Origin of the sequence: Streptomyces fractus, from assembly GCF_049844455.1 — a bacterium.
GTDB classification, from domain to species: Bacteria; Actinomycetota; Actinomycetes; order Streptomycetales; family Streptomycetaceae; genus Streptomyces; species Streptomyces fractus.
Genome location: NZ_JBMYHI010000002.1, coordinates 669,444 through 694,974, shown reverse-complemented (window position 1 = coordinate 694,974; position 25,531 = coordinate 669,444). Strand labels below are relative to the sequence as shown.

At 70.8% G+C, this 25,531-nt stretch carries 21 protein-coding genes; 14 read left to right on the top strand and 7 right to left on the bottom strand.

All coding sequences use genetic code 11. From position 1 onward, the window contains the following. Window positions 1-157: 157 nt before the first annotated feature. Window positions 158-2,050 carry an alkyl/aryl-sulfatase gene (locus tag ACP4E5_RS05275; RefSeq protein WP_425825536.1) on the top strand — a complete coding sequence of 631 codons (1,893 nt, stop codon included), beginning with the start codon at window positions 158-160 and terminating at the stop codon, window positions 2,048-2,050. Window positions 2,051-2,100: 50 nt separating this feature from the next. Next, on the top strand, window positions 2,101-2,994 hold the full coding sequence (locus tag ACP4E5_RS05270; RefSeq protein WP_425825535.1) for an NAD(P)H-binding protein: 894 nt from the start codon (window positions 2,101-2,103) through the stop codon (window positions 2,992-2,994). Here the strand turns inward: ACP4E5_RS05270 and ACP4E5_RS05265 are convergent. Genes ACP4E5_RS05265 through ACP4E5_RS05255 form a run of 3 tightly spaced genes read right to left on the bottom strand, consistent with a single transcriptional unit; the run spans window position 2,973 to window position 6,756 of the window. Beyond that, on the bottom strand, window positions 2,973-3,995 hold the full coding sequence (locus tag ACP4E5_RS05265) for a 1-aminocyclopropane-1-carboxylate deaminase (RefSeq protein WP_425825534.1): 1,023 nt from the start codon (window positions 3,993-3,995) through the stop codon (window positions 2,973-2,975). The two genes, ACP4E5_RS05270 and ACP4E5_RS05265, sit on opposite strands and share 22 nt — an antisense overlap. Window positions 3,996-4,039: 44 nt before the next feature. After that, window positions 4,040-5,335 (bottom strand): MFS transporter, encoded by a 1,296-nt coding sequence (locus ACP4E5_RS05260; protein WP_425825533.1) that lies wholly within the window; start codon window positions 5,333-5,335, stop codon window positions 4,040-4,042. Continuing rightward, window positions 5,332-6,756 (bottom strand): M20 family metallopeptidase, encoded by a 1,425-nt coding sequence (locus tag ACP4E5_RS05255; RefSeq protein ID WP_425825532.1) that lies wholly within the window; start codon window positions 6,754-6,756, stop codon window positions 5,332-5,334. The genes ACP4E5_RS05260 and ACP4E5_RS05255 overlap by 4 nt, the downstream gene beginning before the upstream one ends. 170 nt (window positions 6,757-6,926) lie before the next feature. Between ACP4E5_RS05255 and ACP4E5_RS05250 the strand changes: the two genes are divergently transcribed. After that, window positions 6,927-7,826, top strand: a complete 900-nt coding sequence (locus ACP4E5_RS05250; RefSeq protein WP_425825531.1) for a LysR family transcriptional regulator — start codon at window positions 6,927-6,929, stop codon at window positions 7,824-7,826. Window positions 7,827-7,867: 41 nt separating this feature from the next. Then, the gene (locus tag ACP4E5_RS05245) at window positions 7,868-8,413 is read left to right on the top strand and encodes an SET domain-containing protein (protein WP_425825530.1); all 546 of its coding nucleotides are present in this window, start codon (window positions 7,868-7,870) and stop codon (window positions 8,411-8,413) included. Window positions 8,414-8,687: 274 nt separating this feature from the next. Here the strand turns inward: ACP4E5_RS05245 and ACP4E5_RS05240 are convergent, their stop codons facing one another. Together ACP4E5_RS05240 and ACP4E5_RS05235 are read right to left on the bottom strand one after the other, a co-directional pair. Then, entirely contained in the window at window positions 8,688-11,054 is a 2,367-nt protein-coding gene (locus ACP4E5_RS05240) for an MFS transporter (RefSeq protein ID WP_425825528.1), read from the bottom strand. A gap of 55 nt (window positions 11,055-11,109) precedes the next feature. Next, the gene (locus ACP4E5_RS05235; RefSeq protein ID WP_425825526.1) at window positions 11,110-11,709 is read right to left on the bottom strand and encodes a TetR/AcrR family transcriptional regulator; all 600 of its coding nucleotides are present in this window, start codon (window positions 11,707-11,709) and stop codon (window positions 11,110-11,112) included. Window positions 11,710-12,018: 309 nt separating this feature from the next. Here ACP4E5_RS05235 and kdgD point away from each other — a divergent pair, with 309 nt between their 5' ends. The 7 genes from kdgD to ACP4E5_RS05200 all read left to right on the top strand — a co-directional run bounded on the left by kdgD (window position 12,019) and on the right by ACP4E5_RS05200 (window position 20,907). Continuing rightward, window positions 12,019-12,960, top strand: coding sequence for a 5-dehydro-4-deoxyglucarate dehydratase (kdgD, locus tag ACP4E5_RS05230; protein ID WP_425825525.1), 942 nt, complete (start codon window positions 12,019-12,021; stop codon window positions 12,958-12,960). 90 nt (window positions 12,961-13,050) lie between these two features. After that, window positions 13,051-14,400, top strand: a complete 1,350-nt coding sequence (gene gudD, locus ACP4E5_RS05225) for a glucarate dehydratase (RefSeq protein ID WP_425825524.1) — start codon at window positions 13,051-13,053, stop codon at window positions 14,398-14,400. A gap of 106 nt (window positions 14,401-14,506) precedes the next feature. Continuing rightward, complete coding sequence (locus tag ACP4E5_RS05220; protein WP_425825523.1) at window positions 14,507-15,829, top strand: gluconate:H+ symporter; 1,323 nt, start codon at window positions 14,507-14,509, stop codon at window positions 15,827-15,829. Between the two features lie 142 nt (window positions 15,830-15,971). Next, window positions 15,972-16,655 (top strand): DUF4232 domain-containing protein, encoded by a 684-nt coding sequence (locus ACP4E5_RS05215; RefSeq protein ID WP_425825522.1) that lies wholly within the window; start codon window positions 15,972-15,974, stop codon window positions 16,653-16,655. 116 nt (window positions 16,656-16,771) lie between these two features. Next, on the top strand, window positions 16,772-18,226 hold the full coding sequence (locus ACP4E5_RS05210) for an Nramp family divalent metal transporter (RefSeq protein WP_425825521.1): 1,455 nt from the start codon (window positions 16,772-16,774) through the stop codon (window positions 18,224-18,226). 31 nt (window positions 18,227-18,257) lie between these two features. Next, complete coding sequence (locus tag ACP4E5_RS05205; protein WP_425825520.1) at window positions 18,258-19,991, top strand: IlvD/Edd family dehydratase; 1,734 nt, start codon at window positions 18,258-18,260, stop codon at window positions 19,989-19,991. Between the two features lie 25 nt (window positions 19,992-20,016). Continuing rightward, on the top strand, window positions 20,017-20,907 hold the full coding sequence (locus ACP4E5_RS05200) for an LLM class F420-dependent oxidoreductase (RefSeq protein WP_425825519.1): 891 nt from the start codon (window positions 20,017-20,019) through the stop codon (window positions 20,905-20,907). Between the two features lie 10 nt (window positions 20,908-20,917). Here the strand turns inward: ACP4E5_RS05200 and ACP4E5_RS05195 are convergent, their stop codons facing one another. Beyond that, window positions 20,918-21,769, bottom strand: coding sequence for a LysR family transcriptional regulator (locus ACP4E5_RS05195; RefSeq protein ID WP_425825518.1), 852 nt, complete (start codon window positions 21,767-21,769; stop codon window positions 20,918-20,920). A gap of 178 nt (window positions 21,770-21,947) precedes the next feature. On the opposite strand from ACP4E5_RS05195, the gene ACP4E5_RS05190 reads away from it, so the two are divergent. From ACP4E5_RS05190 to ACP4E5_RS05180, 3 genes are all read left to right on the top strand, one after another. Beyond that, on the top strand, window positions 21,948-22,310 hold the full coding sequence (locus ACP4E5_RS05190; RefSeq protein WP_425841097.1) for a DoxX family protein: 363 nt from the start codon (window positions 21,948-21,950) through the stop codon (window positions 22,308-22,310). Between the two features lie 94 nt (window positions 22,311-22,404). Next, window positions 22,405-23,016 (top strand): acyl-CoA-like ligand-binding transcription factor, encoded by a 612-nt coding sequence (locus ACP4E5_RS05185; RefSeq protein ID WP_425825517.1) that lies wholly within the window; start codon window positions 22,405-22,407, stop codon window positions 23,014-23,016. A 19-nt stretch (window positions 23,017-23,035) separates the two neighbouring features. Then, window positions 23,036-24,514, top strand: a complete 1,479-nt coding sequence (locus ACP4E5_RS05180) for an FAD-dependent monooxygenase (protein ID WP_425825516.1) — start codon at window positions 23,036-23,038, stop codon at window positions 24,512-24,514. A 22-nt stretch (window positions 24,515-24,536) separates the two neighbouring features. On the opposite strand, the gene ACP4E5_RS05175 is transcribed toward ACP4E5_RS05180, so the two are convergent. Then, complete coding sequence (locus tag ACP4E5_RS05175) at window positions 24,537-25,478, bottom strand: fumarylacetoacetate hydrolase family protein (RefSeq protein ID WP_425825515.1); 942 nt, start codon at window positions 25,476-25,478, stop codon at window positions 24,537-24,539. Window positions 25,479-25,531: the final 53 nt, after the last annotated feature.

Genomic DNA, 25,531 nt, shown 5'->3' with positions numbered 1-25,531 from the left:
CATCCAAGTCGCCTGCGGATGCCGGGATCAAACAACGAACGCGGCACGCACGCACAACGGTTGGTTGTGTGTGCAGGGTGTTCCGGAGGCGGCGACTCGCGGCGAGGGGTGCGCGTCGTGCCGCACAATCCGGACTCAAAGGTGTGAATCTGTCGATATGACTTCGACGCCCAACCCCGCGCAGCCGTCCATCACGCAGCGGCAGACGGAACTGCGCGCACGCCTTCCGTTCTCCGACACCCAGGACTTCGAGGACGCGAAGCGGGGCCTGATCGCCCGGCGCGCACCGAACGCCGTCACCGCCGAGGACGGGCGTGTCGTGTGGGACAACGACACGTACGCCTTCCTCAAGGGCGAGGCGCCCGACACCGTGAACCCGAGCCTGTGGCGGCAGTCCCAACTCTCCGCGGAGCACGGTCTGTTCGAGGTCGTCGAGGGCATCTACCAGGTGCGCGGACTCGACCTGTCGAACGTCACGTTCATCGAGGGCGACACCGGTGTGATCGTGCTCGACCCGCTGCTTTCGACGGAGCCGGCCGCGGCGGCGCTGGCCCTCTACCGTGAGCACCGCGGCGAGCGCCCCGTCACCGCCGTGATCTACACCCACTCGCACGCCGACCACTTCGGCGGCGTCAAGGGTGTCACCACGCAGGAGGACGTCGACGCCGGCCGTGTGCCCGTGATCGCGCCGGAGGGCTTCACCGAGCACGCGGTGGCCGAGAACGTGTACGCGGGCACCGCCATGGCCCGCCGCGCCGCCTACATGTACGGGGCGGCGCTCGCCCGCGGCCCGCAGGGGCAGGTCGGCGCCGGACTGGGGCAGACGCTGTCGACCGGCGGTGTCACGCTGATCCCGCCGACCCTGTCCATCACGACGACGGGGCACCAGGAGACCGTCGACGGGGTGCGCATGGTCTTCCAGATGGCGCCCGACACCGAGGCGCCGTCGGAGATGCTGATCCACTTCCCCGACTTCAAGGCACTGTGCGCGGCCGAGGACGCCACGCACACCCTGCACAACCTGCTGACCCTGCGCGGCGCGGTGGTCCGTGACCCGCACGGCTGGTCGCACTACCTCACCGAGACCATCGACCTCTTCGGCGACAAGAGCGACGTCGTCTTCGCCTCGCACCACTGGCCGACCTGGGGCCAGGAGCGCGTCGTCGAGTTCCTGGAGTGCCAGCGCGACCTGTACGGCTACCTCCACGACCAGTCGCTCCGCCTGATCAACAAGGGCTGGACCGGCAGCGAGATCGCCGAACACCTCGAACTGCCACCGGCGTTGGAGAACGCCTGGAACGCCCGCGGCTACTACGGCTCCGTCAGCCACAACCTCAAGGCCATCTACCAGCGCTACATGGGCTGGTTCGACGGCAACCCGGCCCACCTGTGGCAGCACACGCCCGTCGAGGCGGGCAAGCGCTACGTCGAGTTCATGGGCGGCGCCGACACCGTCGTCGACAAGGCGCGCGGCTCCTTCGACGCGGGCGACTACCGCTGGGCCGCCGAGGTCCTCAGCCACGTCGTCTTCGCCGAGCCCGACCACGCCGCGGCCCGTGAACTGCTCGCCGACACCTACGAGCAGCTCGGCTACGGCGCGGAGAACGGCCCCTGGCGCAACTTCTACCTCTCCGGTGCCACCGAACTGCGCGAGGGCCAGTTCGGCACCCCCACCGTCGCCGCGTCGGCCGACGTGATCGCGAACCTCACCCCGACGATGCTGTTCGACGCCATCGCCATCCAGATCGACGGCCCGAAGGCGTGGGACGAGAAGCTCACCATCGACGTCCATCTCACGGACAGCGGCGAGCACTACCGGCTCCGCCTCGCCAACGGCGTACTCACCTACAGCGCGGCATCCCAGAAGACGGCGGCCGATGTCTCTCTCACCAGTGAGGTCCGCGCTCTGGCCGGGCTGGCCGGCGCCGGCCTGACTCCAGAGGGGCTTGAGCGGGCCGGCGTGCGGGTCGAGGGCGACGCGTCGGTGCTCGGCCGGCTCGCCTCGGTGCTCGACCCCGGCGACCGGGACTTCCCGATCGTCACGCCGTGAAGCTCACCGGGTAAAAAACGTTACTCGGTTACGTTATTGTGGCTCCTGTGATGAACGACAAGGCGCAGCAGACGGACGACGGGCAGGGTGCGACCCACCCCGTCCTCGTGACAGGAGCCACCGGCCGCGTCGGCCGCGCGGTGGTCGACGAACTCCTGGCGGCGGGCGTGCCCGTGCGGGCGCTCACCCGCGCCCCCTCGGCCGCGGACCTCCCGGACGGGGTCGAGGTCGTGGCCGGCGACTTCGCCGACCCCGCCTCGCTCGACGCCGCACTGCGGGGTGTGCGCTCGGTGTTCCTGCTGTGGACGGCGCCGCCCGCCACGATCGGGGCCGTCATCGAGCGGATCACGGCCCACACGCGACGGATCGTCTTCCTCTCCTCGCCGCACCGGACGCCGCACCCGTTCTTCCAGCAGCCCAACCCCATGGCCGACCTGCACGCCGAGATCGAGCGCCTGATCGCGGCCTCCGGGCTGGACTCCACGTTCCTCCGGCCCGGCATGTTCGCCTCGAACGTACGACTGTGGTGGGAGCCCGCCATCAACGCCGGCGAGCCCGTCCGGTGGCCCTACGCCGCCGTGGAGACCGCCCCGATCGACGAGCGCGACCTCGCCGCCGTGGCGGCCCGCACCCTGTACGAGGACGGACACGCCGGCGGCGATTACGTCCTCACGGGACCCGAGGCGCTCAGCCACGCGGAGCAGGTGCGGGTGATCGGTGAGGTCATCGGCCGCCCGATCCCGTTCGAGGAGCTCACACCGGACGAGTTCCGGAGCGCGACCGACGGTGTCTGGCCGCGCCCTGTCGTCGACATGCTGCTCGACGCGTGGGGCGCGAGCGACGGGCACCCGGCGTACGTGACATCGACGGTGGCCGACGTCCTCGGGGTGCCCGCGCGGACGTTCCGCGACTGGGTCGCCGATCAGTGGAAGATGCCGCTGTAGGCATTGAGTGCCGGCTGGCCGCCCAGGTGCGCGTAGAGGACGTTCGAGTCCTTGGGGATGTCCCCGTCGCGTACGAGGTCGATGAGCCCGGCCATCGACTTGCCCTCGTACACCGGGTCGAGGAGCACGCCCTCCAGCTCGCCGGTCAGCCGGATCGCGTCCACGGTGGACTCGACCGGGATGCCGTAGCGGTCGCCGGCCCAGCCCTCCAGGACGGTGATCTCGTCCTCGCTCAACTCCCGGCCGAGGCCGATGAGTTCGGCGGTGCTCCGGGCGATCTTCGCCACCTGGGCGCGGGTTTCGTCGATCTTCGCCGAGGCGTCGATGCCGATCACCCGGCGCGGCCGGTCCTGGCCGGCGAACCCGGCGATCATGCCCGCGTGGGTGCTGCCGGTGACGCTGCACACGACGACCGTGTCGAAGAAGACACCCAACTCGCGCTCCTGTTGCTCCACTTCGTACGCCCAGTTCGCGAAGCCGAGGCCGCCGAGCGGGTGGTCGGAGGCGCCGGCGGGGATCGCGTAGGGGGTGCCGCCCGCGGCGCGCACATCGTCCAGGGCCTGCTGCCAGCTGTCCTTGAAGCCGATGCCGAACCCGGCCTCGACCAGGCGGACGTCGGCGCCCATGATCCGGGACAGCAGGATGTTGCCGACCTTGTCGTTGACCGCGTCCGGCCAGTCCACCCAGCTCTCCTGCACCAGTACGGCCTTCAGGCCCAACTTGGCGGCGACCGCCGCCACTTGCCGGGTGTGGTTGGACTGCACGCCGCCGATGCTGACCAGCGTGTCCGCGCCCTGGGCGAGCGCGTCGGGGATCAGATACTCCAGCTTGCGGGTCTTGTTGCCGCCGAAGGCGAGCCCGGCGTTGCAGTCCTCCCGCTTGGCCCAGACGCGGGGGCCGCCGAGGTGCTTGCTGAGCCGGTCCAGGGGGTGCACGGGGCTGGCGCCGAACAGGAGGGGGTGGCGCGCGAAGTCGTTCAGGGGCGTGTCGTTCGGGGGCATGGGGGCTCCTTGCGGGGACGGGCCCGTCGGGCGGGTCATCGGGGTCATCGGGTGCGGGGCGCGCGGCGGCGCAGCACGAACAGGCTGGTCAGGCTTGCCACGGCGGCGATCGCCACCCAGTAACTGGGGGCCGCGGACTGTCCGGTCGTATCGAGCAGCCATGCCGCGATCATCGGGGTGAAGCCGCCGAAGACGGTGACACCGATGTTGTAGCCCACCGCCATGCCGGTCGCGCGGGTATCGGCCGGGAAGATGCCCGCCATGAGAGCGCCCATGGGACCGTAATAGCAGCCCTTGAAGAGCGCCATCACCATGACGACGCCGATCAGCACGGCCAGTGAGGGCGCCGCCACGAGGAGCGCGAACATCGGGTAGATCAGCAGGAGCACGGCACCCGCCGCCGGGATCATGATGGCGATCTGCCCCACCCGGTCGGAGAAGTGGCCCGCCACACTCGTCACCACGAGCAGCACCAGGCCACCGGCGAGGGCGGCGATGAAACCCGTGGAGTCCGGCAGGCCGAGGGTCTTGGTCGCATAGGTCGGGATGTACGTGATCAGGTAGTTGAGGCAGGTCGTGACGGCGAGCAGCCCGATGGTGAGCAACACGCCCATCTTGTGCTCGCGCAGCATGGTGCGGACCGGCTGCGCGGTCGCCGTCTCCTTGGTGGCGGCGGTGGCCGGTGGCTCGGGGACGTTGCGACGGATGTAGAGGCCGACGGGCGCCACGAGCAGGCCGATGAGGAACGGGATCCGGAAGCCCCACGAGGTGAGCTGGTCCTCGCTGAGCGTCGAGGTGAGCACGGTGCCGAGGAGGGCCGCGAGCAGCGTGCTGGCGGCCTGGCTGGTGAACTGCCAACTGGCCGCGAAACCACGCCGGTTCGGCATGAACTCCACCATCATGGCCGTAGCGCTGCCGAACTCGCCGCCCGCCGCGAAGCCCTGGATGAGCCGGGCGAGGAGGATCCCTACCGGCGCGACCACGCCGATCGCCGTGTACGACGGCATTACGCAGATCAGCAGTGTGCCGAGCGCCATCAGCCCGATCGACCAGCTCAGCGCGGCCTTCCGGCCGGCCCGGTCGGCGTACGAACCCAGGACGAGGGCGCCCACCGGCCGGATCAGGAAGGACACGCCGAACGTGCCCAGGGTGAGGAGCAGGGACACGGCCGGGTCGTCATTGGTGAAGAAGACCTTCGACAGGTACGTCGCGAAGTAGCTGTAGACCGCGATGTCGTACCACTCAAGGGCGTTGCCGACGCACGCCGCGGTGATGATCTTTCCGGGGCTCGGGGTGGTGGCGGTCGCCCGTGCCGTTCGTCTGGCCGGCGGCGCGCTCATGGGGCGGTCCCGTCGGTGGAGGGGGCCTCGGGAGGCCAGGTGCCGAGACCGGCGAGTTCGGCGAGATCCCAGAAGAGACCGGCCATCACCTGGAGCGACTCGCGCACGAGCGGGGCGGGCAGGTGCTCGTCGGGGGCGTGCTGGGAGCAGCCGGGGTACGAGTGCGGAACCCACACCGTGGGCAGCCCGAGGCCGCGGGAGAAGGCGGAGTTGGGCAGCGATCCCGCGAGGTTCGGGAGGAGCGCGGGCGTCGTGCCGGTCGTGCGCTCCAGCGAGTCGAGCGTCCAGCGCACCCAGGGGTTGTCCGGGTCGAGGCGGGACGCCTCCATGCCGTAGTCGGCGGTGACCTCGACCATGTCGTAACCGTGCTCGTCGAGATGCTTGCGCAGTGCCCGCTCCACCTCCGACGACTCCAGGCCGACGACGAAGCGGAGCTGGCAGTGGGCGCGGGCGGAACCCGGGATGGCGTTGGTGGGGCTGTCCGGCTGGCCCGTGGTCATGGCGAGGACCTCGATGGTGTTCCAGGCGAAGAGGCGCTCGTTCGGGGTGAGTCCCGGCTCGCCCCAGTCGGGATCGGGTGCCGGGCCGTCGGTGCCCGCGGGGATGTCGGCGAGGGCGCGGCGCACCTCGTCGGGGATCCCGGCGGGGCGCAGGCCCTCGACGCGGATGCTGCCGCGTTCGTCGACGAGGCAGGCGATCGCGTTGGCGAGTACGGTGCCGGGGTTGCGCAGCAGCCCGCCCCAGTTGCCCGAATGGTGGGAGCCCTCGCGGAGGTTGAGGGCGAGGGTGAAGTTCGCGGCGCCGCGGGAGCCGAGGAAGACGGTCGGCCGGTCCTGCGCGACGCGGGGCCCGTCGGAGCCGATGAGCAGGTCCGCGGCAAGGAGTCGGTCGCGCTCCGCCTCGCAGAACTCGGTGAGGCCGGGGGAGCCGAACTCCTCGCCGGTCTCCAGCAGAACCACCACGTTGAAGCCGAGCCGATCGCCCCGCTGCCCGATGACATGTTCCAGGGCGACGAGGTTGACCAGGTGCTGCCCCTTGTTGTCGGCGACGCCGCGCCCGTACCAGCGCTCGCCCTCGACGGTGAGCCGCCACGGATCGAGCCCCGTGCGCCACCGGTCGGGGTGTCCCGGTTGCACGTCGGCGTGCCCGTAGGTGAGCAGCGTGGGCAGGTCCGCTGACTCCGTGCGGCGGGCGACCAGGAACGGGTGGCGGGCCGAGACGGGATTGTCGGCGATCTCGACGTCGAACCCCATGCGTACGAGGCGGGGAGACACCTCGTCGGTCAGGTACCGGCGCAACTCGGGTTCCTGGCGCGGGTCGTGGCTCTCGGTCGGGACCGCGACGAGGCGGGTGAGTTCCTCCCTGAACGTCCCGGAGTCGAAGTCGTGCGCTGCGCTGTCGATCGCGTCCTGTCTGCTCATGGGCCACGACGGTGGCACCGCACGGAAGGGGCCAACAAGGGGCGGCGGGCGATCCGGCGGTGACAATATGGGAACGCGTGCGTTGCCGTTGCGGCAACGGCAACTGGCCGGATACGTATACGAAGAGACACCTGGGGCGAGGGTGACAGCGCGAGAGAGGGAGACATTCGATGCCATTGGTCGACCCGGCCCTGAAGTACTTCATCGCCGTCTTCGAGACGGGCTCGGTGAACGCGGCGGCACGTCGCCTCTTCGTCGCGGGCTCCGCGGTGAGCCGTCAACTCGCCCGACTGGAACGGGAGGTGGGCGCCCCGCTCTTCGACCGCCTGCCCAGCGGGGTCACCGAGACGCCGGCCGGGCGCGCGTTCGCGGGCTTCGCACGCCGGGCGATCCAGGACGCCGAGGCGTTCACCGACGAGGTGCATCAGCGCCGGACGACCCGGGCGGTCATCACCGTCGCCGCCACGATCGGTGTCACCCACCACCTGCTGCCGGACGTCGCGGCCGGCTTCCACGCGGAGCACCCCGAGGCCCGCGTCATCCTGCACGTGGTGCGGCCGACGGAGGCGACCCAGATGGTGGCGGAAGGCACCGCCGACCTCGGCGTCACCTTCAACATCGCGCTGCCGGCGGGTGTTTCGATCCGTTACACACAAGAGGCCCCGCTGTGCGCGATCGTCCGCAGGGGTCACCCGCTCGCGGACCGGCCGGCGGTCTCGGTACGCGACCTCGTCAAGCACCCGGTGGCCCTGCCCTCGACCGACACGACGAGCCGCTTGCTCCTGGAGGCCTCGGCCGCCGCACACCAACTCACCGTGGAGGGCGTCTTCGAGTGCACCACGGTGGACGCGCTCCTGCGCTTCGTCCGCGCCAGCAGCGCGGTCACCCTGGCCAGCCGCGTCACCCTGAGCCCGTCCGACCGCCGCGCACTGGCCGCCGTCCCCCTGGAAGAACAGGAGTTCCGCCAGCGCACCCTCCAGGTCCAATGCCGAGCCGGCCGCGAACTCCCGCCCGCCACAGCCCACTTCACGGACCGGGTGATCGACGCATTGGGGCATCGGGCGGTGTGAGGCCACTGTGCCCGGCACGGGCGACGCGCCACGATGAGCCCATGACACCTGACCCCGCCCCCCACTCGTGGCAGCACCCGCACACCGAGGTCCGCCCCGCTCCCGTGGGAGGCTCGGGCCTGTTCACGCGGGCACCCATCGCGGCCGGAACGACTGTGGCCCGACTGGGCGGCCGCCTGGTCTCCGACGACGCACTACGGGCCCTCCTCGACGACGCCGTGCGCCACCCCGAACTCCCGTACGTGGACACCATCGCCGTGACCGACACCAGCCACCTCGTCCTCCCACCCCGCAGCGAACAGTCCATCGGTTACAGCAATCACAGCTGCGACCCGAACCTGTGGTGGGACGGCCCGTACACCCTCGTCGCGCGCCGCGACATCGCCACGGACGACGAGTTGACCAGCGACTACGCCACCAGCACCTGGGACCCGCAGTTCGTCTTGGCATGCCAGTGCGGCGCGGGGGCCGGCTGCCGGGGAACCGTCACCGGAAACGACTGGCGGCTAGCGGAGTTGCAGGACCGGCACGGCGATCACTGGGTGCCGGCCCTGTTGTCCCGGATCGCTGCACACTCGGGATCATGACTGGCATCGGGCTTCGGTGACCAGTAGTTCACGGCAACAACGCGTGAGGGGCACGGGGTTGTGGTGGGTGCGATGTCGGGAAGGGGGCCGGCGGTGCGCCGCCGGTGTCGCGGCGGGCGCAGGTCAAGGTGTCGAATCCGCCGACCGGGTTGCCCTCGGAGTTCCTCGACGGCACGACGCCGAAGAGCGGGACGACGTGCGGATAGCGGAACGCCGCGGGCGGGCAGTTTGCTGCCCCGCCCGCGGCGGTGTGCTCCTCAGCTCCCGGGGAGGGTCACTCCCCGTGGCTCAGCGCGACGTCCAGGTCGTTGGGGTTCCCGCCGCCCGCGACCGTGACCGGCTTCGACGCCGGCGGATAGCCGCTGGCGATCACCGTGTACGTGTCGCCGGACAGGCCGGCGAACGCGTACGCGCCGTCGTCGCCCGTGGTGTGCACCGCGACCACGTTGCCCGCCTGGTCGAGGAGGGTGACGCGGGCGTCGTTCACCGGGGACCCGTCGGTGCCCCGGACCGTGCCGGTCAGGGTCGCGGCGGAGCGCAGCACGGCGTCCTGCCGGGTGGCGGTGCCGCCGGCGACCTGGGCCTGACCCGCGTAGGGCTGGAAGCCCTCCGCGCTGGCCGTGAACGTGTAGGCGCCGGGCGGCAGCTGCGGCAGCGAGTAACCGCCGTCGGTGTCGGTGAGCGCCGAGCCGACGGTCTCACCGCGCTCGTCGGTGGTGACGACGAGCGCACCCAGGACGGGCGCCGAGTCGGCCTCGGACCGCACGGTGCCGTACAGGCCGCCGTCGCCACTGAGGACGAGGTCGAAGCTGACCGGCCCGTCCGCGCGGAGCGCGAGCGTGGCGACCCGCGGGTCACGGCCGGGCGCCGAGCCGACGAGGACGTAACCGTCGCCGTCGCCGGACGGGGCCGACACCGCGTAGCTGCCGTCGGCGGCCGCGGCTCCGCGGCCGACCTGGGCGCCGGTGCGGTCGATCAGCGTGACCACGGCGCCCGTAAGGGGAGCGCCCTGTCCGTCGAGGATCCGGCCGTGCACGCCGGGGCCCTCCACCGCGTCGGCGGTGGCGACGACGGGCGTGACGGGAGCGGCCGCGGTCTCGGCGGTGACGGCCTCCGCGACCTCCTCGACCTCCGAGGTGACCTTCTGCTGCGCGTGGGCCAGCGGACGGCCCGCCCGGTACAGCAGGACCGAGACGATGAGACCGGCCGCGAAGAACCCGGCGGCCCACCAGTACGCGGTCGCGTAGCTGTGCACGGCGGCCTCGGCCTGGGCGGCCTTCGAGGCACCGTGGTCGGCGATGTAGTTGGTGGCGGCCGTCGCGGCCATGGTGCTGAACAGCGCCGTGCCGATGGAGCCACCGACCTGCTGCATGGTGTTGACGGTCGCGGCGGCGACGCCCTGGTCCTTCGGGTCGACCCCGAGGGTGGCGAGGCTCATCGCGGGCGGCATCACGAGGCCGATACCGAGACCGATCATGATCAGCGGCGGCAGCACGTGCGCGGCGTAGGTGCTGTTCACGTCCAGCGCGGTCAGCCAGACCAGACCGCCCGCGGTGAGGCCCATGCCGACCGGAACGATCGGCTTCGGGCCGAGCCTCGGGACGAGCACGATGGTGGCGAGCTGCGCCATCACCATCAGCGACGCGATCATCGGCAGGAAGGCGACGCCCGTCTCCATGGGGCTCTTGCCGAGGATGATCTGCAGGTAGTACGTCAGGAACAGGAAGATCCCGAACATGCCCGCGCCGGTGATGAACACGCTCACGTAGGAAGCGGCGCGGTTGCGGTCGGCGAGGACGCGCAGCGGAAGCAGCGGGTGCTTCGCCCGGGTCTGCCACACGATGAACAGCGCGAGCAGCACGACGCCGGCGGCCAGGAAGACCCAGCACATCCAGTTGCCCCAGCTGTGCGTCTCGGCGTTGGAGAAGCCGAAGACGATGCTGAAGAGGCCTGCCGCGACGAGCAGCGTGCCCAGGAGGTCGAGCTTCGGACGCGGCCCGGGGGCGGGCTTGCGGACGAAGACGATGGCGCCGACGACCGCGACCGCGGCGATGACCAGGTTGACGTAGAGCGTCCAGCGCCAGTCGAGGTGCTCGGTGAGGAAGCCGCCGAGCAGCATGCCGATGGCACCACCGGAACCGGCGATCGCACCGAAGATGCCGAAGGCGCGAGCGCGCTCCTTGGGCTCGGTGAACGTCGTCGTCAGGAGCGCCATCGCGGTCGGCGCGAGGATCGCGCCGAAGACGCCCTGAAGGGCGCGGCCCGCGACGAGCATCGAGAAGCCGGTGGCCGCGCCGGCGAGCGCGGACGAGCCCGCGAACCCGACGAGGCCGATGATCAGCGTGTTCTTGCGCCCGAAGAGGTCGGACAGCTTGCCGCCGAGCAGCAGGAGGCTGCCGAAGGCGAGCGAGTACGCGGTGACGACCCACTGACGGCCGTCGTCGGAGAAGCCGAGGTCCGCCTGGGCGGACGGCAGGGCGATGTTCACGATGGTCGCGTCGAGCACGACCATCAGCTGGGCGAGGCCGATGACGGCCAGCACCCACCAGCGGTGGGGCACGTGGTGCGCGGCCGGGGCGCCCGGCGGCTGTGCGGACGGGGCCGCGGCCGGACGCTCGCGCGCGTCGAGCGGGGTGGGCATTGCGTGGTCCTTCGAAGTCTGTCGGGAGCCGGGGCCGGGAGCGGCCGCAGGGCTGTCAGGCGTTCAGCAGCAAGGGGAGGACGACGGTGTCCACGTAGCGCTGGAGATATTCGGTGTCGGCCGACTGCCGCTCCAGGAGCGGCCGGGAGAAGACGGAACCGACGAACATGTGCGGAAGGAAACCGCAGGCGGGCCTGGAGCGGTCGATCTCGCCGCGCTCCGCGGCCCGCGTGAGCATCGCCTCGAACAGGTCGAGCTCGGGCTGGACGAGCGCCTCGTGCACGGCGTCCGCCAGCTCCGCGTCCTTGCGGATGGCCAGCGAGATGCCGCGTACGAGGTCGAGATCCTTGCGAGCCTCGCCGATCCGCCGCGCCAGCGCGTGCAGATCGCCCCTCAGGGACCCGGTGTCGAGGTCCTCGAGCGAGAACGGCCGCATCCCGCGCAGCGCCTCGGACACCAGCCGGGGCTTGCTGCCCCACTGCCGGTAGAGCGTGGCCTTGCTGCACTTCGACTCGGCGGCGACGGCATCGAGCGTCATCGTCTCGTAGCCGACGTCGCGCACGAGGTCGAGGGTGCGTCCGAAGAGCTCGCGCTCCCGCTCGGGAGTGAGCCGGGTGCGCCGCTTCCTGCGCGTGAGGGGTTCGGGCAGCCCCATGGATTCCTTGCCTGACGGTGGTGCGCGGATCCGCTCGCGGTGTGTCGTGGGCGGACAAGCGAACCGAAACGGTTTCGTACCGCTAAAAGGTACGCCCTCTCATCATCGAAACGCAAACGTTTCGTTGTGGGGTCGGTCATGGCCGCCTCCTCAATGATTCCGAATGGGCATCGCAAGATGCGAAATCGGTGTTGGACGTGCATCAGCGGCAGCTCATAGCGTCACGCCAGACCAGTGACGCGGGCCATACGGGAGTCGGCCCGCCTCCGGTATGTCTGTCGCACACCTCAGTTCGGGAGCACCACCGCTATGACCGCCTACACGCCTGCCGACCTCGGTCGACGACTCGGCTCCGGCCTGCTGTCCTTCCCCGTGACCCACTTCCGGGGCGAGGACCATCCCTCCTCCTTCGATTTCGACGAGGAGGCCTACCGCGAGCACATCGACCGCCTGGGTGCGTACGAGGTGGCCGGACTCTTCGCGGCCGGCGGCACCGGCGAGTTCTTCTCGCTGACCGTGCCCGAGGTCGGGCGTGTCGTCGCCGCCGCCGTGGCCGCCGCAGCTGCCACGTCGGGGGAGACCCCCATCCTGGCCCCGGTCGGCTACGGCACCGCCACCGCCGTCGAGATGGCGAAGGCCGCCGAGAGCGCGGGCGCCGACGGCATCCTGCTCTTCCCGCCCTACCTCACCGAGGCCCCGCAGGACGGACTCGCGGCGCACGTCGAGGCGGTCTGCAACGCGACGAACCTCGGCGTCATCGTCTACAGCCGCGCCAACGCCGTGTACCGCGCCGACACCGTGGCCCGCATCGCCGAGAACTGCCCGAACCTGATCGGCTTCAAGGACGGCGTCGGCGACATCGACGCGATGACCCGCATCTACACGAAGCTCGGCGACCGGCTCACCTACATCGGCGGCCTGCCCACCGCCGAGACCTTCGCCCTGCCGTACCTCGAACTCGGTGTCACTACCTACTCGTCGGCCATCTTCAACTTCGTCCCCGAGTTCGCGCTCTCCTTCTACGCGGACGTCCGCGCACGCCGCCACGACGAAGTCCTGCGCAAGCTCGACGAGTTCGTCCTCCCGTACACGGAGATCCGCAACCGCAAGAGCGGCTACGCGGTCAGCATCGTCAAGGCGGGACTCGCCGTCACCGGTCACCCCACGGGCCCCGTCCGGCCGCCGCTGACCGACCTCGAACCCGACGAACTGGACGCGCTGACCGCGCTGATCAAGGGCATCAGCCTCTGAGAGTGTCCCCCGCACGAGCCATGAACCGCCCGCCCCTTCCGTAGGTCCCCTCATCCGCCTGCGAGCCGCACGCGAAAGGTCTCACCGTCCATGAGCACCAAGGCCGTTCCCCCCGCCGACACCCCCGTCGTCGCCTCCATGCGGGTCGTCCCGGTCGCAGGCCAGGACAGCATGCTGCTGAACCTGAGCGGCGCCCACGCCCCGTACTTCACCCGCAACCTCGTGATCCTCACCGACTCCGACGGCCGCACGGGCGTGGGTGAGGTCCCGGGCGGCGAGCCCATCCGCGGCACCCTCGAGGACGCCACCGATCTGGTCGTCGGCCGGCCCGTCGGCGACCCGCAGGCCGTCCTGCGCACGATCCGCGAGCGGTTCGGCGACCGGGACGCGGGCGGCCGCGGCGCGCAGACCTTCGACCTGCGCGTCACCGTCCACGCGGTCACCGCCGTCGAGGCGGCGCTGCTCGACCTGCTCGGGCAGTACCTGAACGTGCCGGTCGCGGCGCTCCTCGGGGAGGGCGTGCAGCGCACCTCCGTGCCCGTGCTCGGCTACCTCTTCTACGTCGGCGACCGGCGCCGCACCGACCTCCCGTACCGCGACGAGTCCGATGCCAAGGACGCCTGGGAGCGGCTGCGCAGCGAGGAGGCGCTCACCCCCGAGGCGGTCGTCGCGCTCGCCGAGGCGGCCCAGGAGCGGTACGGCTTCCAGGACTTCAAGCTCAAGGGCGGCGTCCTCGACGGCCGCGCCGAGGCCGAGGCCGTCACCGCGCTCGCCGAACGCTTCCCCGAGGCCCGCATCACCCTCGACCCCAACGGCGGCTGGCTGCTCAAGGACGCCATCGACATCGGCCGCTCGCTGCGCGACGTCCTCGCGTACGCCGAGGACCCCTGCGGCGCCGAAGGCGGCTACTCCGGCCGCGAGGTGATGGCCGAGTTCCGGCGCGCCACCGGCCTGAAGACCGCCACCAACATGATCGCCACGGACTGGCGGCAGCTGGGCCACGCCATCAAGACCGACGCGGTCGACATCCCGCTGGCCGACCCGCACTTCTGGACCATGAACGGTTCGGTGCGCGTCGCCCAGCTCTGCGACGCCTGGGGCCTGACCTGGGGCTCGCACTCCAACAACCACTTCGATGTGTCGCTCGCGATGTTCACGCACGTTGCCGCCGCCGCGCCCGGTGACATCACCGCCATCGACACCCACTGGATCTGGCAGGACGGCCAGCGGCTGACCCACGAGCCGCTGCCCATCGAGGGCGGCGCCATCGCGCTCCCCGAACGCCCGGGCCTGGGCGTCGAGTTGGACATGGAACAGGTCGAGGCGGCCCACCAGCGCTACCTCTCCCTGGGCCTCGGCAGCCGGGACGACGCCGCCGGCATGCAGTACCTGGTCCCCGGCTGGACCTTCGACGCCAAGCGCCCCGCCCTGGTGCGCTGAACCCCCTTCCCCGCTCCGGTGCGGCGTCCGTCGTGACGCCGCACCGAGACCTCGCATGCCCTGACTTCCGAACGTGCACCTCCGTCACTTCGAAGGAGAAGTGATCATGCCAATGCTCGTCGTTGCGCTCAGTGTTGTGGCGCTGCTGTTCCTCATGACCAAGGTGAAGCTCAACGGCTTCATCGCCCTGCTCCTGGTCGCGATCGTCGTCGCGATCGTCCAGGGCATCAGCCTGCCGGACATCTCCGACGTCCTGGAGAAGGGCATCGGCGATCAACTCTCCGGGACCCTCCCGGTGATCGGGCTAGGGGCCATGGTCGGCCGCGTGATGGGTGACGCCGGAGCCGCCCAGCGCATCGCCACCAAGCTGACGAAGGCCTTCGGTGACCGCTGGGTCCAGGTGGCGATGGTCGTCACCGCGATGCTCATCGGCGTCACCATGTTCTACGAGGTGGCCTTCGTCATCATCGTCCCGGTGGCGTTCACCCTGGTCCGGGTCACCCGGCAGAACCTGCTGTGGATCGGCCTGCCGATGTCCATCGCGCTCTCCACGATGCACAGCTTCCTGCCGCCGCACCCCGGCCCGACCGCCGTGGCCGGGATGTTCGACGCCTCCGTCGGCAAGACGCTGTTCGTCGGCCTGTTCATCGCCGTCCCGGCCGGCGCCCTCATCGCCCTGGTCTGGCCCCGCCTGCCGTTCATCCGCCGGATGAACCCCTCGATACCCACCGGCCTCGTCACCGAGCGCGTCTTCGAAGAGGACGAAATGCCGCCCCTCGGCTGGTCGCTCGCGGTCGCCCTGCTCCCGGTGGTCCTCATCGCCGGCGCGGCCATCGCCGAGATGTCCCTCGACGACCACGCCCCGGGCATGGGCGTCATCAAGTTCATCGGTTCCCCCGAGTTCGCGCTGCTGCTGACCCTGCTGCTCGCGATCTACGTCTTCGGCCCGCGCATCGGCCGCTCGCTCAAGGACATCGCCACCTCCTGCGGAGACGCCGCCAAGTCCATGGCCATGATCATGCTGGTGATCGCGGCGGGCGGCGCGTACAAGAACGTCCTCGTCGAGGGCGGCGTCTCGGACTACATCAAGAACACCACCGAGCACTGGTCGATCTCCCCGCTGGTGCTCGCCTGGCTGATCGCCGTGATCCTGCGCATCGCCCTCGGCTCGGCCACGGTCGCGGTGTCCACGGCCGCGGGCATCGTGGCGCCGATGGTGGCCGGCAGCGGTACGTCCCCGGAGCTGATGGTGCTCGCCGTCTCCTGCGGCTCGATCGCCTTCTCCCACGTCAACGACCCCGGCTTCTGGATGTTCAAGGAGTACTTCAACCTCTCGGTCCTCGACGCGATCAAGGCGCGCACCACCTATACGACGGTGCTGGCGCTCTTGGGCCTCGGCGGGGTGATGGCGCTCAATGCCGTGATGTGAGGAGCCGGCCGTCGTTTGTAACAGCCATGTATGAGTGCGCGGTCGGCCGGAACGGTTCACCCGTCGGTCGGGGTCTCAACGATCAGTAACGCTCGCCCCCACCGAGCGGACGAGCACCACCGACCACGGAGGAACCGACACCATGCGCGCTCAGAAGACCGCCTTCGCCGCCCTGGCCCTCGCCGCGGGGCTCTCGCTCACGGCCTGCCAGGGCAACGGAGACTCCGCCGCGGGCACCGACGACTCCGGTTCCTCCTCGTCGTCGTCCGCCCCGTCCTCCTCGGCGTCGTCCACGGCGTCGGACGCGGGCGGGGACACCCAGCAGGGCTCGGACGACAGCGCCTCGAACGCCGCGAGCACCGGGGGCGGTTCGTCCGCCACCGGCTCGGCGGACGCCGACGAGGGCAGCGGCGGCGGACAGATCAACACCGGGCCCTGCAAGACGGCGAACCTCGCGTTCAGCACCGCTCACGGCATGGGCGAGGGCGACCTCATGGTCACCATGAGGAACACCAGCGACGCCTGCTCCCTCAAGGGCTTCCCGGGCGTCGACCTCAAGGCCGACAGCGGCCCCGGCGGCATCAGCGCCAAGCGCAGCGACCGCGCCGCCCCGGCCGTCGTGCTCAAGAACGGCGAAGAGACCCGCTTCACGCTGCACACCCCGCGCAACGACACCGGCGGCTCGGGCGTCGACATCGTCAGCATCGTCGTCACCCCGCCGAACGAGACCCACTCCAAGACCCTGCCGGTCTCCCTCAACCTGCCCGCCTCCGACTCCACCGAGTCCAACGTGACGGTGGACCCGGTCGGCTCCGGCAAGCAGTGACGTGCCAGGTGCGTTCGTCGTGCGCACCCACTGGACGGGCTCCCCAAATCATCCGATGATTGCTGGGCATCGCAAGCGCTCCCCTCCCGCCCCAACGGCCCCCGGAGGCGCCCCAGATGACCGAGACCGGAAGATCCGGACGTTCCCCGTCCCCGCCGCCCGCCCCGTTCCCCCTGCGCACCCGGCTCCTCCCGCCACCCGCCGTACGGGAGCTGCCCGCACCGCCCGCGAAGACCTGGCGCATCATCGGCCCCGGCATCGTGGCGGCCGGGGTCGGGGTGTCATCGGGCGAGTTCATCCTCTGGCCCTACATCGCCACACAGGCAGGACTCGTCTTCCTGTGGGGCGCCGTGGTGGGTGTGGTCACGCAGTGGTTCCTCAACATGGAGATCGAGCGCTACACCCTCGCCACCGGCGAGACCGCCGTGACCGGCTTCAACCGCTACTGGCGGCACTGGGGCCTGGTCATGGTCGTGTTCACCTACGCGGCCAACCTCTGGCCCGGCTGGGCCACCAGCTCGGCGACGATGCTCAGTTACGTCTTCGGCGGCAAACCCGCCTACATCGGCATCGGCCTCCTGATCCTCATCGGCCTGATCCTCACCCTCGCGCCCGTCGTCTACAACGCGCTGGAGAAGCTGCTCGGCGTGAAGATCCTCGTCATCGGCGGCTTCTTCATCCTCGCCCTGATCCTCGCGGTCACCGCCACCACGGTCGGTGACCTGCCGAAGGCCGTCACCGACGCGACGTTCCCCTCCGAGCTCGGCGTCGCCGTCCTCATGGGCGCCCTCGCCTACGCGGGCGCGGGCGGCGGGCAGAACCTCGTGCAGAGCAACTGGATCCGCGACAAGGGCTTCGGCATGGGCCACTACGTGCCCCGCCTCGTCAGCCCGGTCACCGGCCAGGAAGAGGCCGCGGGCCCCGTCGTCGGCTACGTCTTCGAGCTGAACGAGACGAACATGTCCCGCTGGCGCCGCTGGTGGCGCTTCGCCAACGTCGAGCAGGCCCTCACCTTCGTCCTCGTCACCATCGTCACGATCGTCCTGTCCTCGATGCTCGCGCACTCGACGCTGTACGGGACCGGCGGCCTGGAGAACAACGTCGGCTTCCTCCAGAAGGAGGGGCAGGTCCTGCAAGGACGCGTCGGGGACTGGTTCGGCGTGTTCTTCTGGCTGGTCGGCGCGTTCTCGCTGTTCAGCGCCGCCACCGGCATCATCGACTACACCAGCAGGCTGGCGGCCGACGTCCTGAAGTCCACCTACATGCGGCAACGGGAGATGAGCGAGTCACGGATCTACGCGCGCCTGGTGTGGGCGGTCGTCGCCATCGGCGCGATCGTGCTGCTCTCCGGGCTCGACCAGCCACTCGTGCTGCTCGTCATCTCGGCCTGCGTGTCCGGGCTGATGATGTTCGTGTACTCGATCCTGCTGCTCGTCATGAACCGCACCGCACTGCCGAACCCCCTGAAGGTGCGCGGCGTTCGCGTCGCCGCACTGGTGTGGGCGGTGGTGCTCTTCGGCGTGCTGTCCGTGCTCACGGCGCGGCAGCAGCTCATCGATCTGTTCGGCTGAACCAATCCGGCAACGTGGAGGAGAGACATTCATGGCACACGGTCACGCGGCCCGACGCAGCCAGGCCTGGTTCGGTGCCGCCGGACGCGGCGGCATGGTGTACCGGTCCTGGATGCGCAACCAGGGCTTCGGGCCCGAGGTGTTCGACGGGCGGCCGGTGATCGGCATCGCCAACTCCGCATCCGAACTCGCGCCCTGCAACGCCCACTTGACGCGGGTCGCCGAGGCGGTGAAACGCGGAGTGTGGCAGGCCGGGGGCTTCCCGCTCGAATTCCCCACCATGGCCACCGGCGAGACACTGATGCGGCCCACGGCCATGCTGTACCGCAACCTCATGGCCATGGAGGTCGAGGAGCTGATCCGCGCCAACCCGCTGGACGGTGTGGTGCTGCTGTCCGGCTGCGACAAGACGACCCCCGCCATGCTCATGGGCGCCGCGAGCGTCGACCTGCCGACCGTGATGGTGACCGGCGGCCCGATGCTCAACGGCAAGTTCCAGGGCCGCGACGTCGGTTCGGGCACGGCCGTGTGGCAGATGGAGGCCGAGGTCAAGGCCGGGCGGATGACCGAGGAGGAGTGCTTCTTCGCCGAGGGCTGCATGGCCCGCTCCAACGGCCACTGCATGACGATGGGCACCGCCTCCACCATGGCGTGCATGGCGGAGACCCTCGGCATGCAGCTGCCGGGCTCCGCGACCTGGCCCGCGGTCGACATGCGCCGCTACGAGACCGGGCAGGCGGCAGGACGCCGCATCGTGGACATGGTGGACGAGGACCTGCGCCCCTCCCGCATCCTCACCCGCGAGGCCTTCGAGAACGCGATCCGGACGAACGCGGCGATCGGCGGCTCCACCAACGCCATCATCCACCTGACGGCCATCGCCGGCCGGGTCGGTGTTCCCCTCGACACCGAGGACTTCGACCAACTCGCCCGCGACGTACCGACCTTGCTCAACCTGATGCCGTCCGGCACGTACCTCATGGAGGACTTCTGCTACGCGGGCGGCCTGCCCGCCGTCCACCACGAACTGGTCCGGGCCGGACTGCTGGACGGCGAGCAGCTCACCGTCACCGGACGCAGCATCGCCGAGAACGTCGCGGACGCGGAACGCACCGGCGACGAGGTGATCACCCCCGTGGTGGCCCCGTTCCAGCCGGCGGGCACGGGGACGGCGGTCCTGCGCGGCAACCTCTGCCCCGACGGCGCGGTCATCAAGCAGTCCGCCGCCTCGCCCCATCTGCTCACGCACACCGGCACCGCCCGCGTATTCGACTCACCGGAGGCCTATCACGCGGTGTGCGACGACCCGGACCTCGACGTCGACGAGAACACCGTGCTCGTCATCCGCGGCGCGGGACCGAAGGGCTACCCCGGCATGCCCGAGGTCTCCAACGTGCCGCTGCCCACCAAGCTGCTGAAGGCCGGAGTCACCGACATGGTGCGCGTCTGCGACGGCCGGATGAGCGGCACGGGCTACGGCACCGTGGTCCTCCATGTGGCCCCGGAAGCGGCGATCGGCGGCCCCCTGGCCCTCGTACGCGACGGGGACACCATCACGCTCGACGTGCCGAAGAGATCGCTGCAACTGGAAGTGGACGAGGCCGAGTTGGCGCGCCGCCGCGCGGCCTGGCAGGCACCCGAGCCGCGCCACACCAGTGGCTACGCCTGGCTCTACACACAGCACGTCGAAGGCGCCGACCGGGGAGCCGACTTCGACTTCCTGCGCGGTTGTCGCGGCAGCGCCGTGCCGCGCGACTCGCACTGAGGCGAGGGTGGGTAGCCTCGGGGGCATGGCCAACATCAATTTCAGCTCTCGTGTCGGCGTCTGGTGGACCAGTGACCGGTGGCCGATCAACGACGTCGTCGCCCGAGCCCGTGAGATCGAGGACCTCGGCTACGCCTCGCTGTTCTATGGCGAGGCCGGAGGCAAGGAGACCTTCACGCAGGCCGCCGCCCTGCTGGGCGGCACCGAACGCCTGGTGGTCGGCACCGGCATCGCCAACATCCACGCCCGCAGCGCCCCGGCGAGCGAAGCGGGCGCCCGTACGCTCGGCGCGCTGCACCCGGGCCGGTTCGTGCTCGGCCTCGGCGTCAGCCACGCCCCGCTGGTGGAGCACAGCTACGCCGGTTCCTACAGCAAGCCGCTCGCCACCATGCGGGAGTACCTGCGGACCATGGACGCCGTGCCGGCCGAGGTGGAGCCCGACGGACAGCGCCCGGCGCGGCTCCTCGCGGCCCTCGGCCCGAAGATGATCGAGCTGTCCGGGAAGGCGGCCGACGGGGCGCACCCGTACCTGGTGACCCCGGAGCAGACCGCGAGCACCCGCGAGCAGCTGGGCGCCGACAAGTGGGTGGTCAGCGAGCAGGGCGTCGCGCTCACCACGGACCGGGAGACCGCGCTGCGGCGCGCGCACCAGCACCTGCACATGTACTCGCAGCTTCCCAACTACCGCAATTCCTGGCTGCGTCAGGGATTCGACGAGTCCGACGTCGTCATCGGAGGCTCGGACAAGCTGGCCGACGCCATGGTGGCGATGGGCGACGCGGAGGCGGTCGCCGCCCGCGTACGGGCACACCTCGACGCGGGCGCCGACCAGGTCGTCGTGCAGGTCCTCGGCGACGACCCGTCCGCCGACCCGCTGCCCGCACTGCGGGAACTCGCCCCGGCACTCGGACTGTAGAGAGCCCGGGTCACGAGCGGTACGTCGTGGTCGCGAGCTGGACGAACGAGCGGATCAGCGGGTTGGTGTCGCCGTCGCTCCACGCCGCGACCACACGGCTCGGCGGCATGTCGCTCAATGGCACCACGGTGAGCCCCCGCGCCGGCCGGTGACCGAGGAGTGTCATGCCGACCGTGCCGTTCCAGAGCACGGCCTGCTGGCACTCCTGCACGGTGCGGACCACCGGGCCCTCGCGGGGCCGCCCGCCGCTCCAGTACGTCTGCCAGGCCGGGTCGGTGCCCGGCGGGAACACGAACCAGCGGCGGTCGGCCAGCTCCGCCAGGGCCAGGCTGTCGCGGCCGGCCAGCGGATCGTCGGAGCGCAGCAGGGCGCCCACCGGGTCGGCGCGCAACTCGCGGACGGCCAGGCCGGTTTCGTCGAACGGGCCCCGGGTCAGCGCGACGTCGACGAGACCGGCGTGCAGCCCGCAGGTGGGATCGGTCAGGTCGGTCTCGCGGACGCGCACCTCGACGCGCGGATGCCGGCGGTTGTGGGCGGCCGCCAGCCGGTTCACGTCCGGATCGGCGCTGTCACCGAGCACACCCACGGTGAGGGCAGCGGCCCCCGCCGCCGCGGCCACCCTGACGCAGAGCAGGTCGGCCCGCTCCAGCAGGGTGCGCGCCTCGTCGAGCAGTACGGCCCCCACCCCGGTCAGCGTGACACCGGCGGGGGAGCGGTCGAACAGCGCGGCGCCGACCTCGCTCTCCAATTGCTTGATCGCCCGGCTCAGCGGCGGCTGGCTCATGTGAAGCCTGGTGGCGGCCCGGCCGAAGTGGAGTTCCTCGGCGACCGCCACGAAGTAGCGCAGCGCGCGTAGCTCCATGCGGGGACGATACCCGTACGGTATCGGCCTCGCGAAACGGGTCTTGGACGGATCGCGAGCCCCGGCGGTGGAATCGGTGCATGACCGATCAACCGAAGCCCCGCGCGCCGAAGAGCGCTCCCGCCGTACCGTCCGCTGTCGAGCCTGCCGCACGACCGGGGCGTGCGGCATGAGCGCGGTGTCCGTCGCCTACTGGATCGTCGCGGGCCTTCTCGCCCTGTTCTACGTCTACTCGGGCGGGCTCAAAGTGGTCCGCGGCCGCGAGCAACTGCGGCCGATGATGGCCTGGGTGGACAACACGCCCATGCGGACCGTCAGGGCGATCGGGGCGCTGGAACTGCTCGGCACGCTCGGCCTCGTACTGCCGCCGCTGACGGGGATCGCACCCTGGCTGGCACTGGCCGCGGCCGTCGGATTCGTGGCTCTCCAGATCGCCGCGACCCGCCTCCACCTGAGCCGGGGCGAGCGCCAGGTCGCGCTCAACGGTGTGCTGATCGGCGCGGGGGCCGTGGCCGCGGGTCTGGCGACGACCTGGCTGTGAGCGGCAGGAGCCGACAGGAACAATAGTTTCGTGCCACGCATTATTGCGTGGCGCGAATTATTGCGTGGTGCGCAATGTTTGCTACCTTGGTGTCATGAGCGGACTGAGGGAGCGCAAGAAGGAAGCCACACGCGTGGCGTTGAGTTGGGCCGCGGTCAGGCTCACCGTGGAGCGCGGGCTCGACGAGGTCCGGGTCGAGGACATCGCCGAGGCGGTCGGCGTCTCGCCGCGCACCTTCAACAACTACTTCTCCAGCAAGGCGGAGGCGATCGCCTTCCGGCACCTCCGCCGCTCCCTGCGGGTGGCCGAGGACGTGCGGTCCGCGCCGGAGGGCGAGCCCTTGTGGGAGGTCATCACCCAGGCGATGCTCAGGCGGCGCGAGCCGGGCCCCGAAGTGCGGGAACTGCCGCCGCAGGAGCCGGCCGACTGGACGGCGGGACTCCGCGTGATGATGGCCGAACCGGCGCTCCAGGCCGAGATGCTGCGGGCGGGCAAGGTCGCGGAGAGCGAGCTGGCCGCGGCGATCGCCGACCGCACGGGCACGTCCGTCGACGTCGACCTCTACCCCCGCCTCGTGGCCGCGAGTGTGACGGCGGCCAGTGATGCCGCGCTCGACCTGTTCCTGCACGGCGACACGGAGGAATCCATGGAGGGCCTGCTGGCGTCGGCCCTCACGATGCTGGCCGCGGGCCTACCGACGCCTTGAACCTTTAGGGAGACATGCCATGTTCGACGTGATAATCGCGGGCGGCGGCCCCAACGGCCTGATGCTGGCCGGTGAATTGGCGCTGGCCGGCGTCCGCCCGGTCGTCATCGAGCGGCTCACCGGGCCGAAGACGGAACCCCGGGCGAACGGGCTGGTGGGCCAGGTCGTGCGGATGCTGGACCGGCGCGGTCTCTACGCCCGGATCAGCGGCTCCGACGAACCCGTCAGGCCCGCGCCCCGCTACATGTTCGGCGCGTTCCCCCTGGAACTCCACCGGCTGGAGAACAACCCGGTCGCCATCCTCCCCGCACCCCAGGCGCGGATCGAGAAGGTCCTCGCCGAACGCGCCACCGAACTCGGCGTCGACCTGCGCATGGGCCAGGAAGTCACCGATGTCCGACAGGACGCCGACTCGGTCCGGGTGACCCTCGCGAGCGGCGAACACCTCACCACCCGATACCTGGTGGCGGCCGACGGAGGACGCAGCACCGTGCGCCGCCTGGCCGGCATCGGCTTTCCCGGAGTCACCAACGATGACTTCGTGTCACGCTCGGCGAACGTGTCCGTGCGCGAGGAACACCTCGGCCCGCAAGGCGAGTTGACCGTCCCCGGCTACGGGACGCTGCCGCCCACGATGTACGTGCGCACCGAGCGCGGCACCATCGTCTGGGCCCGACTGCCCGGCCGCCCCGCGATCATCCACACCACGGAGGTCGAGTCACCGGACGACGACCGGTCCGCGCCGATGACCTTCCAGGAACTGCTCGACAGCGCCGAACGCGTCCTGGGCGCACCCCTGCCCGTACTCCCGCCGGAAGGCGAAGGGCCGCACCTGCTGCGCCGCCTCGTCGGAGGCAACACACGGCTCGCGGACCGCTACCGGGAAGGGCGCGTCCTGCTGCTCGGGGACGCGGCCCACGTGCACTCGGCGATCGGCGGCCCGGGCCTCAACCTGGGACTTCAGGACGCCGTCAACCTCGGCTGGAAACTGGCCGCCACAGTGCGCGGCTGGGCGCCCACCGGTCTCCTCGACTCCTACGACGAGGAGCGCCGCCCCGTCGCCGAACGCGTCGTGGACTCGACCCTCGCCCAGTCGGCGCTGCTGCGCCCCGGACCGGAGGTCTCCGCGCTGCGGACCGTGTTCGGCGAGCTCCTCGACACACCCGCGGGCACGGAACGCGTCGCCCACCTCGTCGCCGGCACCACCGAGGGCTTCGCGCCCGACCTCGTCTTGCACACCGCCACCGGAACCCACCGGCTCGCCGAACTGACCGCCACCGCACGCCCGTTGCTCCTCGACCTCGGCGGCGGATACGCCGACGTCGCGAAGCCCTGGCGCGACCGGGTCGACGTCATCACCGGCACGGCGGACGGCACCGACGCGACGGGCATGCTGCTGCGTCCCGACACCCACGTCGCCTGGACCGGCGGCCACGGCGACGCGGACGACGCGAAGGCACTGGAGGCGGCGCTGAACCGGTGGTTCGGGACGCCGTAGGGATGTGCGTGAACGGGGGACGTCAGGCCCGTCCGGAACCCGATCGACGCACGGCGCGGCGCGCGAGCGGACGGTCCACCGCCTCGACCAGCCAGTCGAGTTCGGCCCGGCCGACGCACACATGGTTGGTCAGCACGCCCACCCCGTCGATCGCCGTCTCGACCAGATCGCCCGCCCGCAGGGTGAAGTCGATCTCCGGCACGATGCCGGTGCCGGTGGACAGCACCGCGCCGTCGGGGAACGGCTGGCACCGCCACAGGTACTCCGCCAGCTCCTCGGGCGAGCGGTGGAACGCGGCCGTGGAGATCGCTCCGCGGAACGCGGCGGCCCCGTCCCGCCACACCGTCATGGAGATCTTCAGCGCCTGCGGGGCGTCGACCTCCCACACCGGGACGATGCCCGAGGACACCGCGGCGCTCCCGGCGTAGATCTTCGCCTGGGGAAGATAGAGCGGGTTCTCGCCCTCGATGGAGCGCGAACTGACGTCGTCCACGATCACGTAACCGACCGTCTGAGCCGCCTCGTTGAACACCACGCCCAGCTCGGGTTCCGGCACGTTCAGCTCGGAGTCGTCCCGCACCGCGATCGGCTCGTCGTCCGTGACCAGGCGCCACGGCAGCGCCTTGAGGAACAGCTCCGGCCGGTCGGCGTCGTAGACCCGCTCGTACACCGACTGCTCGGTGCTCTCCTCGACGCGGGCCTCCCGCGAACGCTCGTACGTCACGCCGGCCGCCCACAGCTCCATCAGGCCGTCCATGGGCGGCAGCAGGAGCACGTCGGCCTCGGCGGCGTCGGGCTGGTGTGAGGCGGTCGCCTCGACCAACTCCCGTAGCCCGTCGACCGAAAGCCGCAGCAGGTCGGCGACGCGGGGCGCCCCGTCGAAGCTGCGGATCGCGCCGGATGCGTCGGCGATGCCTGTCCTCACGGTCCCGGTGTCGTCGGCGAAGCGGACGATGCGCGTCATGCGGGGGTCCTTTCGTTCGAGCTTTCCGATGTACTTCTGTGCCTGTGCCTGTG

Coding starts and splice junctions, on each gene's coding strand:
- ACP4E5_RS05275 (WP_425825536.1), top strand. CDS start 158: ATGACTTCGACGCCCAACCCCGCGCAGCCGTCCATCACGCAGCGGCAG.
- ACP4E5_RS05270 (WP_425825535.1), top strand. CDS start 2,101: ATGAACGACAAGGCGCAGCAGACGGACGACGGGCAGGGTGCGACCCAC.
- ACP4E5_RS05265 (WP_425825534.1), bottom strand. CDS start 3,995: ATGCCCCCGAACGACACGCCCCTGAACGACTTCGCGCGCCACCCCCTC.
- ACP4E5_RS05260 (WP_425825533.1), bottom strand. CDS start 5,335: ATGAGCGCGCCGCCGGCCAGACGAACGGCACGGGCGACCGCCACCACC.
- ACP4E5_RS05255 (WP_425825532.1), bottom strand. CDS start 6,756: ATGAGCAGACAGGACGCGATCGACAGCGCAGCGCACGACTTCGACTCC.
- ACP4E5_RS05250 (WP_425825531.1), top strand. CDS start 6,927: ATGCCATTGGTCGACCCGGCCCTGAAGTACTTCATCGCCGTCTTCGAG.
- ACP4E5_RS05245 (WP_425825530.1), top strand. CDS start 7,868: ATGACACCTGACCCCGCCCCCCACTCGTGGCAGCACCCGCACACCGAG.
- ACP4E5_RS05240 (WP_425825528.1), bottom strand. CDS start 11,054: ATGCCCACCCCGCTCGACGCGCGCGAGCGTCCGGCCGCGGCCCCGTCC.
- ACP4E5_RS05235 (WP_425825526.1), bottom strand. CDS start 11,709: ATGGGGCTGCCCGAACCCCTCACGCGCAGGAAGCGGCGCACCCGGCTC.
- kdgD (WP_425825525.1), top strand. CDS start 12,019: ATGACCGCCTACACGCCTGCCGACCTCGGTCGACGACTCGGCTCCGGC.
- gudD (WP_425825524.1), top strand. CDS start 13,051: ATGAGCACCAAGGCCGTTCCCCCCGCCGACACCCCCGTCGTCGCCTCC.
- ACP4E5_RS05220 (WP_425825523.1), top strand. CDS start 14,507: ATGCCAATGCTCGTCGTTGCGCTCAGTGTTGTGGCGCTGCTGTTCCTC.
- ACP4E5_RS05215 (WP_425825522.1), top strand. CDS start 15,972: ATGCGCGCTCAGAAGACCGCCTTCGCCGCCCTGGCCCTCGCCGCGGGG.
- ACP4E5_RS05210 (WP_425825521.1), top strand. CDS start 16,772: ATGACCGAGACCGGAAGATCCGGACGTTCCCCGTCCCCGCCGCCCGCC.
- ACP4E5_RS05205 (WP_425825520.1), top strand. CDS start 18,258: ATGGCACACGGTCACGCGGCCCGACGCAGCCAGGCCTGGTTCGGTGCC.
- ACP4E5_RS05200 (WP_425825519.1), top strand. CDS start 20,017: ATGGCCAACATCAATTTCAGCTCTCGTGTCGGCGTCTGGTGGACCAGT.
- ACP4E5_RS05195 (WP_425825518.1), bottom strand. CDS start 21,769: ATGGAGCTACGCGCGCTGCGCTACTTCGTGGCGGTCGCCGAGGAACTC.
- ACP4E5_RS05185 (WP_425825517.1), top strand. CDS start 22,405: ATGAGCGGACTGAGGGAGCGCAAGAAGGAAGCCACACGCGTGGCGTTG.
- ACP4E5_RS05180 (WP_425825516.1), top strand. CDS start 23,036: ATGTTCGACGTGATAATCGCGGGCGGCGGCCCCAACGGCCTGATGCTG.
- ACP4E5_RS05175 (WP_425825515.1), bottom strand. CDS start 25,478: ATGACGCGCATCGTCCGCTTCGCCGACGACACCGGGACCGTGAGGACA.